Genomic DNA, 15,182 nt, shown 5'->3' with positions numbered 1-15,182 from the left:
GTGATCGCTTGCTCACCTTCCACAAGTTTTCGAACGTCCGCAGGTCAGGCACGCTAGAAGGCAGCAGAGGCCCGAATCTCCCGTCGGGCCCCTGCTGTAGCTCACCGGCTTACGGCTGAACGAACACCTCGTCAGCCAGCATCCCGGGGCTGACCCGGATCAGCACCGTCTCGCCGTCCGGAACGAGGAAGGCCTGAGAGCCGGTGGCAGATGCACCGTTGTAGAGCTCGTCCATCCCGATGCCGTCAGCCAGGACGACCATCGAGTCGTAGCTGTTGACGACGTTGCCGGCGCTGGTGACGAAGGCGATGCCGACCTCGGCCGCGAGACCGGACTCATCACCGGTGTATGTGACCGTGTAGTTCACGATCTCGTAATGCGACCCCGCAGGTGCCGGGTCGTTGAACATGCCGTCGGCAACTGCCGCCGCCCCGTCAGCGGTGTAGCTGTTCACGACGACGGTCCAGTCATCGGTGCTGATCTGCGAGGCAAGCGGGTACGGGTTCTCGCGAGTGCCCTGCTCGGCAGCATCCGCCGGCTCTTCCTCATCTACCGCGACGACCTCTTCATCTGCAGGCTGTGTGACGGTGGTTTCGGTGTCGCCGAAGGCCTCGTCGAACGCTTCATCGGCCGCGCTCGCGATAACGCCCAAGAAGACGACCACCCCGACGATCGTGCCAACAACGGACAGGATGAGGCCGACGACGCCCATCCACTTGCGCCCGCCCTTGAGGAACAGCGACACGAGGCTGAGCACGAACGCGATCGGCAGCAGGATCCAGCCGACGATCAGAGCGCCAGGAATGCACGCGAAGATGAAGCCGACGGCTGCCACGATGAGCGCGACCAGCGCGAGGACGTTCGTCTTCTTCGGCGCGGATGCCGTCGCCTCAGCGGGCGGCATCGGAGGAGGCATCTGCTGCGGAGCGGGAGTCGCAGGAGGGTTGGGAATGGACATGTGATTCTCCTTCAGGAGTGTGCGTGGAGCACCGGCCTGCCCCACGACGGATGCCGTAGGGCGATGGTTCGCACGCACGCCGAATATCGCCCTAAGGGCAGGGCGCGAATCGGGGAACTCGAGTCGGGTTCCAGGGCCCGTGCGGACCTATCGAGGTTGAGTGTATTCGGGGGCATGGACATTGGTCCCGATGCCTTGCAGCGACTGGGATGTCCGGCGACCGCGGTAGCATCCGACCATGGCATCGCAATTTCTGGAGACAGGCCGTGCGCACCGCCCCCGCGTGATCCACACCGGCCAAGCCTTGGTCGACCTGGTCATCGAAGTGCCCGACATCCCCGCGCGCGGACAGAACGTGATGGCCGGCTCCGACGCTCAATACGCCGGCGGCGCCGTCACCGTGCTGCTCGCAGCAGCCCGCCTGGGTGCGCAGTGCGTGCACGCGGGCGCACTCGGCACCGGCCCGCACGGTGATCTCATCCGTGAGGCACTGGATGCTGATGACATCACAGCATCCGCCCCGCCGATCATGACGCGTGACACTGGCGTGTGCGTCGTGCTGATCGAGCCGACCGCCGAGCGCACCTTCATCACGACGCTGGGCGCCGAGCGTGACATCACAGTCGACTCGCTTGCAACCGCCGTCGTCCAGCCAGGCGACCTCGTCTGCGTCACGGGATACTCCCTCGCCGTCGCACAGACCCGAGACCCGCTGCTGACCTGGTTGGCAACCCTCCCCGCGGACGCCGTCGTCGTCCTCGACCCCGGGGCCGCGTTCGCCGCGCTGCCTGCCGACGCGCGCGACGTGATGCTCGCCCGCACTGACGTATGGACCGGCAACGCCGAGGAAGCGACCGACCTGCTGGCGGTGCGGGCTGTTCCGGTCGAAGCATCCGAACGCGAAATCGTGGCGCAAGCCGGCGCGCTGGCGCCGCTGATGCGGGCCGGTGCGATCACCATCGTCCGCGACGGCGCCGAGGGTTGCGCGGTGCAGGCGCGCGGCGAAAGCACCTACGTGGCGGGCTTTCCGCAGACCCCCGTAGACACCAACGGGGCCGGTGATGCCCACACGGGTGCGCTGCTGGCCGGTATCGCGGGCGGCGCGAGCTGGGTGGACGCTTGCCGACGTGCCAACGCGGCGGCCGCGATCAAAGTCACCCGGCGAGGGCCGACAACCGCGCCGACCGCAGTTGAGGTCGAGGAGTTCCTGCGCGGCCGGTGAGTCCCTGAAACCATCTTCGGTGCGAAATTTTGTCACGGAGCGCTCAGTATGTGCTATTTTGCTCGGCTACGATCAGGGAATGGCCCGTCCAAGAAGCGAAAAGGCACGCCAGGCTGTCCTGGCTGCGATGCGGAATGCACTGGCCACCGGGGGATATGAAACTGCGACGATCGAGGGCTTGGCTGCCGAAGCTGAGGTATCGAAGCAGACGATTTACCGTTGGTGGCCGTCGAAATCAGCGATCCTGGGGGAAGCGCTGCTCGAAGGGGAATTACCGGGGAAAACCCCGCCGGTTCCGATGACAACGGATCTCGGCACCGACCTGCGCGAGTGGGTGGCGACGATGATGACGCATATCGGCACCACCGAGAACACTGCGCTCGCGCGGGCGCTGATCGCCGTCAACGTGGCAGATCCAGAACTGGGTGCACGGCTCAATGAGCGGTTCACCGAGCCGATCATCGGGTGGATCACCGAGCGTATCGAGCGTGGCAAGCAGGCCGGTGAAGTGCGTGTCGAGATCGATGCGGCAGCCGTTGCGAACCAGTTCGCCGCGGCCGCCTCATATGCGGCTCTGCTCGGACGCAAGATCGACGACGCTCAGGCGGATGCTCTCGGCGAGGTGCTCATGCGCGGCATCGCCGTTCCCGAGGCATCCGCGTCCTAACAACGCCGGCACTTCGACAGGCTCCGTGACCAGTAACGCCGGGCGGCGGCTCTCGCTCCCTGAGCTTGTCGAACGGGCGGCATCCGCTGTCCGCGGCATCCGCTATCCACCCGGAAGGTAGACGACCGAGCCGCTGTCGCGCGTGGAAGTGAGATACCCACCGATGGTCCGGATCCCGTCGCCGCTGGGCAGCTCTGCGATCGTGTTGGCCTCGAGGTCGAGGATGAGCGCCGGTGCACCGAAGGGTGCCGTGACGATGGTCTGTCCGTCGGCTGAGACGGCGTCGAGCTCGATGTCGGGGAAGTTTTTGCCGGTCGCTACCGAGTCGAGTCCGTTGTCCAGGCCGCCGGGGAGCTTCAAGACGGGGGTTCCTGCACTGTCGACGGCGGCGATAGTCCAGTAGTTGAAGTCGTCCAATTCGTAGAACACGCCATCCAGGGCAGAGGGCATGCCGGGGCCACGGGCACTGTCGAGCTTGCCGATCTCATTGCCGTCGAAGTCGTAGCCGGTGTAGGTGGCTTCGGTGAAGGAAACGCGGTCGGTGGTCAGCGCGAATCCGTCAGCGGCGAAGTTCACGAGGTCGTTCGGATCGCCGGGACTGCTTCCGGAGGCGGTGATCTCGCCAGTGGCGGCGTCGAAGATGGAGTACTCGGTGGTCATCATGTCGACGCACGCGATGTGTCCGGACAGCAGGTGGCATTGGGCGACGGCGCTCATCGCGGCCTGCCAGGCGATCTGCCCGGCACCATCGAAGGCGAGCAGCACCTCGCCGGCGTCGGCGGCGGCAAGGGCGTAGGCCGTCTCGCCCTCATGGGCGAACGCGGTCAATATCGAGATGTTGATGGGTGCTTCGTAGATGTTGGTGCGCTCGCCGGTGGCCAGGTCGACGCGCACGACGATGGAGCGGTAGGCGCCGTCGGCATTCATCTCGCTTTCGGAGGTGTACAGACGCTCATCCAGAACGGGCGCGCAGTTCACGCCGCCCGGCGTTTCGGTCTCGAGCCGCCACATGTCGCTGCCGGTTGCGAGGTCGGTGGCGATGAGCGTGACGGCCCTGTCTGTCAGATCGCGATGGATGGCGACGCCATCTCGGATGCCGCAGAGCATGTCATCGGAGACCCATTCGCCGGACGTTCCGGTGGAGTACTCGTTGAGCATCCACGCCCCGTCGTCGCCGGATGGATGCAGCACCAGATCAGTGGGAACGTCAGGGCCGCCGGAGTCGCCGCCGGAGATCAGGCCGCATCCGGACAGTGTTGCTGTCAGTGCCAGAGCGGCGGATGCTGCGGCGAAAGCGGCCGCGCGGCGCGTGCGTGTCGTGGTCATTGTGGATCCCCCCGTGGCGACTAAGACGCGACCAGCATAGCGAGGGCGGCCGCGCGGACCGCGGCGCCCGCCCCGTTGCCCCGGCCTACGCTGTTAGATATGCCCAGCACGACCACCGTCGCTCCTCTTCTCCGCCGCGCGCGCGTCGGCGTCGCACTGCTGTTTCTCACCAACGGTGCCCTGTTCGCGAACATTTTGCCGCGCTATCCGGAGATCAAGCGGACGCTCGGATTGGATGCTGCAGCCTACGGCCTCGCGATCGCCGCCTTCCCCGCCGGTGCGATCGTTGCCGGGCTTGCTGCGGCCGTGCTCATCCGTCGCTTCGGCTCGGCGAAGGTCGCCGTCATCGGCACCATCATCACCAGCCTCGGCCTGCTTGCGGCGGGAATCGCGCCGTCGGCACTGTTCTTCGCGCTGGGCCTGTTCCTCGGCGGCGCTTCCGACGCGATCACCGACGTCGGCCAGAACGCGCATAGTCTGCGCGTGCAGCGCGGCTACGGCCGCTCGATCATCAACTCCTTCCATGCGATCTGGTCGATCGGTGCGGTTCTCGGCGGATCGATGGCAGCTGTGGCGATCGCGATCGCGCTGCCCCTCGGCATCCATCTCGCCATCTCTGCCGTCGTGTTCTGCATCGTCGCGCTCATCGCACTTCGTCTGTGTCTGCCGGGCCGCGACGACGTCACCGAAGAGGATGCCGTCGCCGACGGCCCCGAGATCCGCGATGCCGTACGGCGGGGAATCTCGGGAAGGACGGTCTTCGTGATGGTCGCGCTCGTGCTCATTTCTATCGCTGGCGCCGTCGTCGAGGATGCTGGGATGTCGTGGGCGACCCTCTACCTCTCGGCCTCGCTGGACGCGCCCGCGGTCCTCGCCGCGACCGGCTATATCGCCCTCGTCGGCGCGCAGTTCATCGGACGCCTCGCCGGCGACCGCTTCGTCGACCGGTTCGGACAGCGTGCCGTCGCCCGTGCTGGAGGGCTGCTCATCTTCGTCGGGATGGGGCTGGCGCTGATGTTTCCGACCGTGCCCGGCACGATCCTCGGCTTCGCCGCGGCAGGTTTCGGGTCGGCGACGCTCATTCCCGCCGCGATGCAAGCAGCCGACGCGCTTCCGGGCCTGCGCCACGGCGCCGGCCTCACGATCGTGTCGTGGCTGCTGCGGCTGGGCTTCCTGCTCTCGCCGCCGTTCGTCGGTTTCATCGCGGACAACGCCGGGCTCCGGTGGGGGTTGCTCGTCGTGCCCGTTGCGGGACTCGTCGCGATGGTGTTCGCCGGCGTGCTGGACAGGCGGCGGGCTCCTGGACTGATCACCACGGCTGCAGAGAAGGAGAAGGACCATGGATCTTGACGATCTTCTGGACGAACTGAATTCTGGTCGCACCATTAAGGGGAACTCGCCACTGCACGAGGTCATGCATCGGACGAGTCAGGAGGCGATGCACATCACCGGTGAGCTCAACGGCAGCTACCACGAGCCGGCCGAAGTGCGCGCGCTGCTGTCGCGTCTGATCGGGAAGCCGGTGGATGAGACGGTGACGATGTTCCCGCCGTTCTCCTCAGACTTCGGGCGGAACATCACGCTCGGCAAGCGCATCTTCATCAATGCCGGATGCAAGTTCCAAGACCAGGGCGGCATCACCATCGGCGACGACTGCCTCATCGGACACAACGTGGTCATCGCGACCCTCAACCACGACCTGGCTCCGAGCCGTCGTGCGGACATGCACCCGGCTCCTGTCACGATCGGCCGCAACGTGTGGATCGGCGCCAACGCCACCATCCTGGCCGGGGTCACGATCGGCGACGACGCCGTTGTGGCTGCGGCATCCGTAGTCACCAAGGATGTGCCGGCGGGGTCGATCGTCGTGGGCTCACCCGCGCGTGTGGTGCGCTCCGTTCCTGAGTGAGCGGGGCGGGGGTGAAGGTAGGCGCGCTACGAGCGCGTCCCGGTGTGTGCCGCGCACGTCGGCCCACCTGGGGTCACCCGGCCTCGGTGCGCCGATCTTGGAACGCGATCGTCGCAAGGACGCCGACCAGCAGCACCAGCTCGAACGCATTCGTGACCGCTCCGCTGGGAAAATCGAACGGGATGGCGCTTCCGATCACCATGAGGATGGTGACGATGCACAACCACGGCCACCCCTGGCGCTTCCACGCGTAGATGCCGGCGACAAGCAGCGCGGCAGCCACGAACAGCACCATGAGCGGCGGGCCACCCGGGGCATTCTCATTCGAATAGCTCAGCGTTCCGTACTCGTGCTGCGCGACCAGCTGCGCCGGAGCCGCGCCCACGATCACCTCGTAGGTGATGAGCGCGGCCGTGATCACGATGGCTCCCAGCGTCGCCCACGAAGTCTTGGCCCAGCGCACACCAGCACGAACGAGCACGTTCCACGCGACGAACACCAGCATCGGAGTCACCAGTGCGTGCAACCAATAGCGCACGGCGTTCAGCGCCTCGAGGCCCGCGCTCTCGCCGATCAATGAACCGAGACCGATCACGGCGTTGTCATAGACGAGCGCGGCGAATACGAGTAATGCGAGGTCGGAGACGACCAGCCGCCCGCGTCGAACTGCCAGCGCGATCCCCCAGATCAGCAGGACGAGGTACGCGATTGCGAAACCCAAGAAGAGAATGGTGTCCATCATCACCTCCGGTCGTGTCGGGCAAGAATGTCACACGACGGCGATCGGGGCTAGGGGGGGTCCGGTCATTGGCCGCGATCAGTCGTCGCTGGAGTGCAATCCGCGGCGGGTCGACAACAGCGTGATCTCGGGATGCTCCTCCGCCAGCATCCGCTCCGCGCGATCGAGGACGTCGCGAACATGGGCGGCTTCTGCCGCGATCGCGGACACTCCGATCTCTGATCGCCGGTGTAGATCGTGGGCGCCGACCTCGGCGGCGGCGGATTCGGTACGACGGGCCAGGTCGGAGATCAATGGACGAATCACGCTGCGCTTCTCCTTCAGGGAGCGCACATCGCCGAGTAAAACATCGCACCAGAGCCAGCCGATCCACATGCGGCAAGTGTGGCACGTGAGCCACCCTGTTATCTGCCGAAAGTTCGATTCTTTCGAAATATTGTTCGACAAAACTGGACTTAAGAGCTAAGCTGGAGTTGTGTCACAGTTGACCGCAATCCACGAGGCCCTGAAAGGGCTGGACGCCGTGTTGGTGGATGCCGGTGACTCGAATACTTTGACGAGAGAACAGCTCATCGCAGCGGAAACGGCTGTCGGTCTCCTGCAACGGAGATTGGATGCCCTGCATGTCGATGTCGCCGCCGGGATCGCTCACGAGTCGCGAACGGAACTCGGTCCAGACAGTTTGGCGAAGCAGCAGGGGTTCCGCACGGCCGCCAAGCTGATTGCTGCGACGACGGGGGTGTCGTCGGGTGACGCATTCCGGCTGATCAAAGTGGGTGAGGGGACCGCGCCGCGGTCAGATCTGCTGGGCAACCCTCTGCCGGCGAAGTATCAACTGGTGCGTGAGGCTCTGGCTGCTGGAGAGCTGAGCGCGCAGGCGGCGGCGATGATCATCACGCTGCTCGATCGCTGTCGGGTGGCCGCGGGCGCCGAGCGCATCGCCGAGGGGGAGAGAGTCCTCACCGAGAACGCCGTCGGGCTCAGCCTCGACGAGTTGCGCAAGCTCATTGTGCGCGCCGAGGCATGGCTTGACCCCGACGGCATCGAGCCGCGAGAAGAGGAGCGGCGCAGTAAGCGCTTCTTCAACATGTTCGAGCGCGATGGAGAGCTGCATTTCAGTGGCAAGACCGATATCGAAAGCGGTGCCCCGATCCTTGCCGCGTTCCGCGGCTTCGTGTCTGCCGCGTTCGCTGCGCGTAAGGATGCAGTCGACCACAATGCCCCGGATGCTGACCGCCGCAGCGTAGCGATGATTCAAGCGGACGCATTCGCGGCGTTCTGCTCCCACGTGCTCGGATGCGACTCGAAGCTACCGCTCGCCGGTGCTACGGTCATCGTCCGCATCAGCCTGCAAGATCTGATCTCCGGTACCGGATGGGCAACGATCGACGGCGCAGATCAGCCAGTCAGCGTCAGCGCAGCCCGGCGAATGGCCGCGGGTGACGGCATCATCCCCTGTGTCCTCGGCGGTGATAGCGAGATTCTCGATTGGGGCCGGAAGAAGCGGCTGTTCACTCGAGCTCAACGGTTGGCGCTCGTCGAACGGGACGGCGGCTGCGCAATGTGCGCTCTTCCACCCGAAATGACCAAAGCTCATCACATCCGGTGGTGGCAACGACATCACGGTCGAACCGACCTGATGAACGGGGTGCTGCTCTGCGAGACGTGCCACCATCGCATCCACGACAACGGGTGGGAAGTCAGCGTTGACGGCGTCGGCGCTGGGGCACGGGTCTGGTTCATTCCCCCGAACTATGTCGATCCAGCACGCGAGCCCCGGCTCGGCGGGCGTGCACGATTCGATATTGCGGCATGAGGTATTGCGGCATGGGGCACTGCGGCATGAGGTACTGCGGCATGAGGTACTGCGGCATGAGCGGGTCTCTTCGCGCCGCACCCTTCCCTAGCGATACTGAACGATATATCGTTAACTTCCCAGAGTCATCCGGCGTCACCCACTATCGGGAGGTCCTCATGAGCACGTCATTCCCTTCGAGCCCGTTCGGCGACGGAGCTATGTTCGGCGGTGCCGGCGGTCCGGCATCCGCGATCTTCGATGCGATGGATCAACTCAGGAAATCCTTCGAGCAGCGCACGGGGCCCTCGCGGATGGCGCGCGGAGATGTGCGGTCGGCCGTCATCACGCTCCTCGCCGAAGAGCCGATGCACGGGTACCAGATCATCCATGAGATCGAAGAGCGCTCCGGGGGCGCGTGGAAACCCAGCGCCGGATCGGTCTATCCCACGCTGCAGCTCCTGGCTGACGAAGGACTCCTCACCGCAGAAGAGCAGAACGGCCGCAAAACCTACTCGCTCACCGGTGCTGGGCGTGAAGAAGCCGAGATCGCAGCCGAAAAGCCAGCACCATGGGCCGCGTTTTCTTCCCGCGACGGATCAACTCACACTGCGCTGCCGAAAGCGGGAATCGATCTCGCCAGCGCGGCCGCGCAGGTCGCTCGCACCGGCTCTCCCGCACAGGTGCAGGAAGCGGTGACCGTACTCGAAGACGCACGGCGCCGGTTGTACGCGATCCTCGCCGAGAAGTGAATCGGGGCAGTGAGTCCCCACCGCGCACGCTACCGCCGCATCATCGCGTTCGCCGCCAGGCAATTGGTGCAGCTGTGGTGGTTCGAGCTGTTCCTGCCACGCGTCGGCCTTTCGCGCGTCACGGAGCGCACTCGCGTCGGACGGATGCAGCGACTGGCCCAACGATTCCACGTGCTCGCAATCGAGCTCGGTGGACTCATGATCAAGGTGGGGCAGTTCCTCTCCTCTCGTCTTGACGTTCTCCCGCCCGAGATCACCGATGAGCTCGCCGGGCTGCAAGACGAAGTCCCCGCTGTCTCCTTCGCAGACATCAAAGCACTGGCCGAAGCTGAACTCGGCGTTCCACTCGAACGCGCATTCGCCTGGGTCGATGAGCAACCGCTTGCGGCCGCATCGCTCGGCCAAGTCCACCGCGCCCGCCTCTCCGCACTCGACGCCGCCGATACCGGACTCGGAAACGTCGTCGTGAAGGTGCAGCGTCCCGGCATCGACGAGATCGTCGCCACCGACCTCGCCGCGCTTCGCCGCGTCGCCGGCTGGCTGCGCCGAATCCGCCTCGTCTCCAGCCGTGTCGATGCGCCAGCCCTCGTCGAGGAGTTCGCCCAGACCAGCCTGGAGGAGATCGACTACCTGCACGAAGCAGCGAACGCCGAACGCTTCGCGGACAACTTCGCCAACGACCCTCGTGTCAACACCCCACAGATCGTCTGGGAACGCGTCACCCGTCGCGTGCTGACGTTGTCGGACGTTACCGCGATCAAGATCAATGACGGTACGGCCCTGCGCGCGGCGGGGATCGACCCGACTGAGGTCGCGAAGGTCTTCGCCGAGGTCATGTTCGACCAGGTGTTCAGTCACCGTTTCGTACACGCCGACCCGCATCCGGGCAACATCTTCGTCACGCCCGCATCGGGGGAGGGAACAGCGACGGGGACAGGCTGGCGACTCACCTTTGTCGATTTCGGCATGATGGCCGAGGTGCCAGACGGGTTGCGTGACGGGCTGCGAACGCTGCTGATCGCCGTCGCCGGGCGCGACAGCAAAGGCCTGGTGGATTCCGCGCAGGAAATCGGGATGCTACTCCCCACCGCCGACACCCTCGAACTCGAACGTGCCCTGACCGCCCTGTTCGCACGCTTCGGCGGGATGGGCGTCGCCGAACTCAGCAAAGTCGACCCGAAGGAATTCAGCGCCTTCGCTGCCGAATTCGGTGATGTCGTGCGGTCGCTTCCGCTGCAGCTGCCTGAAGATATGCTGCTGCTCATCCGTGCGGTCTCGCTCACCTCAGGCATGTGTAGCGGGCTTGACCCCGCCTTCAATGTCTGGGACGCGGCCGAGCCCTATGCCGCGCGCCTGATCCGCGATGAGAGCGGCAACGTCGTGCAGGAACTGGCCCGTCGAGCACTCCGCACCGCAGACGTCACCTGGCGGCTGCCGCAGCGCATCGACAACGTCATCACCAGTATTGACAACGGAACGGTGACGTTCGACACATCCCGCCTCGAACGGCGGCTCGACATCGTGATGAGCATCGGCCGTCGCGCGGTTGCCGCAGTCCTGTTCGCCGGCATGCTCGTCGGCGGCGCACTACTGCTCACGCCGCTGCCCGCGCTGGGAGCGGCGCTCATGATTGTTTCGGCGGCGCCGCTGCTCTATGCGCTCTTCGGTGGCCGGCGCTGAAGCCCCGACATCAGAACGGCGTCTCGTCGACCGCCGCCCACCCAGCATCCGACGCGGGCGCCGCTGCGTCCACCGCAACTGGCGCGCCCGCTGGCGCCACTACGGGCACCGTCGCTGACACAGCTGCTACCGGCGCCGACCGATCCCCGCGCGTCACCTGCGCTGTCGCGTACCGGAGTGAGGGCCCGATCTCGTCGATCTGCAACTCGATGCTGACCCGCGAATTGCCCTCGCGATCCTGGTAGCTGCGCTGCTGCAGACGCCCGGAGGCGATCACCCGGCTGCCCTTCGACACTGATGAGGCAATGTTCGTTGCGAGGTCGCGCCAGGCAGAGCAGCGCATGAACAGCGCCTCGCCGTCCTTCCATTCGTTCGCCTGGCGATCGAATGAGCGCGGCGTGCTGGCGATGGTGAAGCTCGCCACCGCCGCACCCGACTGCGTGTAGCGCAGTTCGGGGTCGGCCGTCAGGTTCCCCACGATGGTGAGAGTCGTCTCGTTCATGTTCTTCACTCCGGTTCCGTATGTCTGTATCTCGTATCGAGACTGTCTCATCGGTGAGACGTGCTCACTGTAGATCGGGCATCCGACATTCTCGGCGTGCGAACGCACCCGAGCCCCTAATCGCGACGAATCGCCCTGCTACTGAGTTAATGACCGCAGCGTGCAGTATCCTGGATAAGAATTTGGTAAGGGTCTGCGCAAAATGCTCGCCAGTCGAGCAGTCGCCGCTGATCGACTGCCTACACGGTCGTGTCCACCTGGCGCGGCCTGACTCGTTCCCCCCAATCGAGGAAATCCCCCACTATGCCCCCCAGCAAATTCACGCTGTCAACCGCTCGGCGGATGAGAACAGGGTTCGTCGCTTCGCTCTGCGTCGCAGCCCTCGCCGTGCCGATGGTTGCCTCTCAGGAGACAGCCGCCGCTGCAGCGACGGCTCTCCCGGTTACCGACAGCTACCGCGCATCCGCCGACATCGGCTTCCACGACTACACACGCGACGGCTCTGAGCGTGAGATCCGCAACGACCTCACCGGCGATCTCGGCGCGATGGTCGAGTTCGCGCAGATGACCACCGTCGACCCCACCGACAACGCAGCGCACGAAGGACCGACGCTGGTCGCCGATCGTATTGCGCTGCTCATGGTCACACCGACCACGGTTGTCGATTCCCTGAAGGTCGAGGTGAAGGTCAAGGGCGAGGTCAAGGGCACCGTCGACCTCGCACACCCGAATCTGCTCCCGGATGCTGATCAGAGCTTTGACTCGCGCGGAACCGTGGCATATTCGCTGCGCGCGTGGTCGGTCGAACTCCCGTACGAGTGGGTGCAACCTGGCATCACGCTTACGGTGACCGACGGCGCCGGACGCACCGGAACGCTCGACACAGTCGATGTCGGTGCGCCGCGTGAGATGGTCATCAACAACATCCGCTTGGGCATGCTCACCTTCCCGCCCGTAGCCAACGGACAGCGCTTCCTCAACGACCCGGCGTCGGGTGCGACTGACTACTTCCAGACGATCCCGCTGTCCAGGCTCACCATGGCGAAGTACGAGGACGTCGAACTCGACAAGGTCATCGTCCACTCGGGTGACATCTACACCGTCGACAGCCCGGATCCCCGTATCGGCAGCGTCTACGCAGGCACCATGCGCGAGAACGTCGGAAAGGCGCAGGTCTCCACCGGCATCAACCTCGCGACGTGGGGCATCACGAGCTCCCCGATGAATCAGCGCCAGCCGGGCAGCACCAACCAGCGCGTCATCCACCACTCCGCTGGGCTCTACTCGAACGGCCGTCATCGCCACGGCCTGTCCGGTGGCAACGGCATGGCGACGCTGTACGACTCCGTCGGAAATGAGCTGAGCCACGAGCTCGGTCACTCCTACGGTATCGGGCACTACCCGGGTGTGAACAACAAGGCGACCGGCGATGACATCGTCCGCGACGCCTCGCACAACATGGACTCGGGATGGGGATACATCGCCTACCGGGGGCTCATGCGCTCAAACCTTGACCAGCGTGCGTACCGGCCGTTCCCGTCGATCAACGGCATGGATTTCCGTGAGAACCTGGCCGGTCGCTACAACTTCAACACCGACGCGATGGCCGGTGGCTGGGATGCCAGCCCGGTTTCCGACTACACCCACCACACTCGCTACACTCTCAAGCGCATCCAGACCTACCTGCGGGATCTTGTCGCGGACACGTCCTACCCGAGCGGCTACCGCGACTGGGATGAGAAGGCAGGCGCCTGGGTCGATGCGAAGCAGGCGAACCCCGAATTCAACATGCTTGCTCCCAAGCAGGTCGGTGTGCCGGTGTTCACCCTTCTCGGTGGATACAACCCGGCCAAGCCCGAGCAGACGCTGATGTACCCGGCATTCCGCTCGAACTACGGTGTGACATTCGATCTGCCGCAGGTGGACCCGCAGATCCAGTCGTACGATCGTGCGTGCTGGGTCGAGGTCACCTTCCAGAATGCTGCCACGCAGTACATCGCCCTGGATGCCAGTGACGGTGTCAAGCAGCTCAACGTGAACATCGCCGAGAGCGAGCGCCCGACCGGTGCGCAGATCTCGTGCCGGGTCGAGAAGCAGACGACCAACATGGGCGAGCCCATCACGATCGCCACTGACCTCGAGCCGATGCCCGCTGCGGTCGTCGTCGGCATGGATGACGGGTTCGATGCGCTCCGCGAGCAGGAGCTGCGCAAGCTGGAAGCGACCCTTCTCGGACTCGAGAATGTTGGTGCCCCGGTGCTGAGCGTCCCGGACATGATCATCCTCCAGGGGTGGGCAGATGATCTCTCCCCGCTGAGCATGAAGGCTCGTCGCGTCGCGGAACGGATCCTGCAACTGACTGCTGATGCACTCACGGTCGAGGCCTACCTTGCTGAGCACGGAGGTAAGGGTGTCACCGCAGCAGATCTGCCTGAACTCGCCTCGTTCCTCGAGGATCGCGGGTATGCCGATGCTGATGGTGCAGTCGACACTCCGGCCGGTTCGGCTGTGACCGTCAACCAGGGACGCTGCCTCTACCTCGATGACAAGAACCTTTTGCGAGTGGATGCTGATCAGAAATGTGCTGACAACCACAAGGAAACCTGGTTCGTTGACATCGCGGGTCGCATCCACAGCGCCCAGAACCCGAACCTGTGCGTCACGCATATGGGTACGTACGGGGTTTCTGACTGCTCGTTGAACAACATCGAACAGCGCTGGGTCTTGAACGGCGACTCAACCGTTGTGCGTGCTTCGAATACGCGCAGTGCAATGGACTACAACCGTAAGACCTCGTATGTGACCTCATATGGGGTGTCGGGCACCACGAACCAGTACTGGGTCGGCTTCAAGACGAACACCAACCCGCTGCTGGCATACCTCAGCGCAGATGGCCTCGCCCTTCTCGCTGGAACCAAGGAAGTCGACAAGCCTGCCGTCGAGGCACCCGTTGAGGGCAACCCGGCCGAGGAGGTTCCCGTTGACGAAACTCCGACCGAGGTTCCGGACGAGCCAGTGACCGGCGGAATCGGCGACGCGATCGACGAGATCGGCTCTACGCCGGTCGACGACGAGACTCCCGCGGAGGGCGAGCAGCCCGTTGAGGGTGACAAGCCTGCTGAGGGTGAGAAGCCTGCTGAGGGTGACAAGCCTGTTGAAGGCGACAAACCTGCTGAGGGTGAGCAGCCCGCTCCCGTCGAGAGTGACGCACCTGTCGTCGAGCCGGGAGAGAACCCCGACGTGGATGCTCCCAACACTGAGGCGCCAGCGCCGGATGCTGGTGACAAGCCCGCAGCGCCGGTCGAGGGCGGTATCGGAGATGCGGTGGGCGCCCCCACACCCACACCCACCCCCGCCCCCACCGAGACTGACCCGGTTGCCGTTCCTGATGCGGCGCCGGACGGTGCTGGAAACGTTGCGGATGAAACCGCAGTGGGCGGCGTCAGCGATGCTGTCGGCGGCGAGACACCTCCCGTTGCCGTCGAGCCGGCAGGAGACCTTGCGACCACCGGTGGCTCACCGGCATGGATCGCGCTGGGCGCAGCCCTGGCGCTGTTGCTCTCCGGCGGTGCGGTACTGATGATCCGCCGCGTGCGTTCCTGACGAACGACTCATGAATATCGGCCGGCTCC

13 protein-coding genes are annotated in these 15,182 nt (G+C 65.0%); 8 read left to right on the top strand and 5 right to left on the bottom strand.

All coding sequences use genetic code 11. The annotated features are described in order from the left end of the window. Nucleotides 1-109 precede the first annotated feature (109 nt). A complete protein-coding gene (locus ACW5CM_RS13355) occupies nucleotides 110-958 on the bottom strand; it encodes a hypothetical protein (RefSeq protein ID WP_457125285.1) in 849 nt (282 codons plus the stop codon). A 238-nt stretch (nucleotides 959-1,196) separates the two neighbouring features. Here ACW5CM_RS13355 and ACW5CM_RS13350 point away from each other — a divergent pair, with 238 nt between their 5' ends. Further along, a complete protein-coding gene (locus ACW5CM_RS13350; RefSeq protein WP_457125284.1) occupies nucleotides 1,197-2,180 on the top strand; it encodes a PfkB family carbohydrate kinase in 984 nt (327 codons plus the stop codon). Between the two features lie 79 nt (nucleotides 2,181-2,259). Next, complete coding sequence (locus ACW5CM_RS13345; protein WP_457125283.1) at nucleotides 2,260-2,847, top strand: TetR/AcrR family transcriptional regulator; 588 nt, start codon at nucleotides 2,260-2,262, stop codon at nucleotides 2,845-2,847. A 102-nt stretch (nucleotides 2,848-2,949) separates the two neighbouring features. On the opposite strand, the gene ACW5CM_RS13340 is transcribed toward ACW5CM_RS13345, so the two are convergent. After that, a complete protein-coding gene (locus ACW5CM_RS13340; RefSeq protein ID WP_457125282.1) occupies nucleotides 2,950-4,173 on the bottom strand; it encodes a hypothetical protein in 1,224 nt (407 codons plus the stop codon). Between the two features lie 99 nt (nucleotides 4,174-4,272). On the opposite strand from ACW5CM_RS13340, the gene ACW5CM_RS13335 reads away from it, so the two are divergent. Then, a complete protein-coding gene (locus ACW5CM_RS13335) occupies nucleotides 4,273-5,523 on the top strand; it encodes an MFS transporter (RefSeq protein ID WP_457125281.1) in 1,251 nt (416 codons plus the stop codon). Then, entirely contained in the window at nucleotides 5,513-6,082 is a 570-nt protein-coding gene (locus ACW5CM_RS13330) for a DapH/DapD/GlmU-related protein (RefSeq protein ID WP_457125280.1), read from the top strand. The genes ACW5CM_RS13335 and ACW5CM_RS13330 overlap by 11 nt, the downstream gene beginning before the upstream one ends. 73 nt (nucleotides 6,083-6,155) lie before the next feature. Here the strand turns inward: ACW5CM_RS13330 and ACW5CM_RS13325 are convergent, their stop codons facing one another. Both ACW5CM_RS13325 and ACW5CM_RS13320 read right to left on the bottom strand, forming a co-directional pair. Beyond that, on the bottom strand, nucleotides 6,156-6,821 hold the full coding sequence (locus ACW5CM_RS13325; RefSeq protein ID WP_457125279.1) for a hypothetical protein: 666 nt from the start codon (nucleotides 6,819-6,821) through the stop codon (nucleotides 6,156-6,158). Between the two features lie 78 nt (nucleotides 6,822-6,899). Beyond that, nucleotides 6,900-7,196, bottom strand: a complete 297-nt coding sequence (locus ACW5CM_RS13320; protein WP_457125278.1) for a DUF503 domain-containing protein — start codon at nucleotides 7,194-7,196, stop codon at nucleotides 6,900-6,902. A 100-nt stretch (nucleotides 7,197-7,296) separates the two neighbouring features. Between ACW5CM_RS13320 and ACW5CM_RS13315 the strand changes: the two genes are divergently transcribed. The 3 genes from ACW5CM_RS13315 (at nucleotide 7,297) to ACW5CM_RS13305 (ending at nucleotide 11,048) form a co-directional block, all read left to right on the top strand. Further along, on the top strand, nucleotides 7,297-8,637 hold the full coding sequence (locus tag ACW5CM_RS13315; protein WP_457125277.1) for an HNH endonuclease: 1,341 nt from the start codon (nucleotides 7,297-7,299) through the stop codon (nucleotides 8,635-8,637). A 158-nt stretch (nucleotides 8,638-8,795) separates the two neighbouring features. Then, on the top strand, nucleotides 8,796-9,368 hold the full coding sequence (locus ACW5CM_RS13310) for a PadR family transcriptional regulator (RefSeq protein WP_457125276.1): 573 nt from the start codon (nucleotides 8,796-8,798) through the stop codon (nucleotides 9,366-9,368). Next, on the top strand, nucleotides 9,369-11,048 hold the full coding sequence (locus ACW5CM_RS13305) for an ABC1 kinase family protein (protein WP_457125350.1): 1,680 nt from the start codon (nucleotides 9,369-9,371) through the stop codon (nucleotides 11,046-11,048). Nucleotides 11,049-11,058: 10 nt separating this feature from the next. Here the strand turns inward: ACW5CM_RS13305 and ACW5CM_RS13300 are convergent, their stop codons facing one another. Continuing rightward, nucleotides 11,059-11,550, bottom strand: coding sequence for a single-stranded DNA-binding protein (locus ACW5CM_RS13300; RefSeq protein WP_457125275.1), 492 nt, complete (start codon nucleotides 11,548-11,550; stop codon nucleotides 11,059-11,061). Between the two features lie 303 nt (nucleotides 11,551-11,853). Here ACW5CM_RS13300 and ACW5CM_RS13295 point away from each other — a divergent pair, with 303 nt between their 5' ends. After that, entirely contained in the window at nucleotides 11,854-15,153 is a 3,300-nt protein-coding gene (locus ACW5CM_RS13295; protein ID WP_457125274.1) for a M66 family metalloprotease, read from the top strand. Nucleotides 15,154-15,182: the final 29 nt, after the last annotated feature.

Source organism: Microbacterium wangyouchuni (genome assembly GCF_054072595.1).
This window is presented reverse-complemented; position numbering and strand designations above follow the sequence as displayed.

Bases quoted from the DNA above. Each gene is read 5' to 3' on its own strand.
- ACW5CM_RS13355 (WP_457125285.1), bottom strand. From the start codon at position 958: ATGTCCATTCCCAACCCTCCTGCGACTCCCGCTCCGCAGCAGATGCCT.
- ACW5CM_RS13330 (WP_457125280.1), top strand. From the start codon at position 5,513: ATGGATCTTGACGATCTTCTGGACGAACTGAATTCTGGTCGCACCATT.
- ACW5CM_RS13295 (WP_457125274.1), top strand. From the start codon at position 11,854: ATGCCCCCCAGCAAATTCACGCTGTCAACCGCTCGGCGGATGAGAACA.
- ACW5CM_RS13335 (WP_457125281.1), top strand. From the start codon at position 4,273: ATGCCCAGCACGACCACCGTCGCTCCTCTTCTCCGCCGCGCGCGCGTC.
- ACW5CM_RS13345 (WP_457125283.1), top strand. From the start codon at position 2,260: ATGGCCCGTCCAAGAAGCGAAAAGGCACGCCAGGCTGTCCTGGCTGCG.
- ACW5CM_RS13340 (WP_457125282.1), bottom strand. From the start codon at position 4,173: ATGACCACGACACGCACGCGCCGCGCGGCCGCTTTCGCCGCAGCATCC.
- ACW5CM_RS13325 (WP_457125279.1), bottom strand. From the start codon at position 6,821: ATGGACACCATTCTCTTCTTGGGTTTCGCAATCGCGTACCTCGTCCTG.
- ACW5CM_RS13350 (WP_457125284.1), top strand. From the start codon at position 1,197: ATGGCATCGCAATTTCTGGAGACAGGCCGTGCGCACCGCCCCCGCGTG.
- ACW5CM_RS13300 (WP_457125275.1), bottom strand. From the start codon at position 11,550: ATGAACGAGACGACTCTCACCATCGTGGGGAACCTGACGGCCGACCCC.
- ACW5CM_RS13310 (WP_457125276.1), top strand. From the start codon at position 8,796: ATGAGCACGTCATTCCCTTCGAGCCCGTTCGGCGACGGAGCTATGTTC.
- ACW5CM_RS13320 (WP_457125278.1), bottom strand. From the start codon at position 7,196: ATGTGGATCGGCTGGCTCTGGTGCGATGTTTTACTCGGCGATGTGCGC.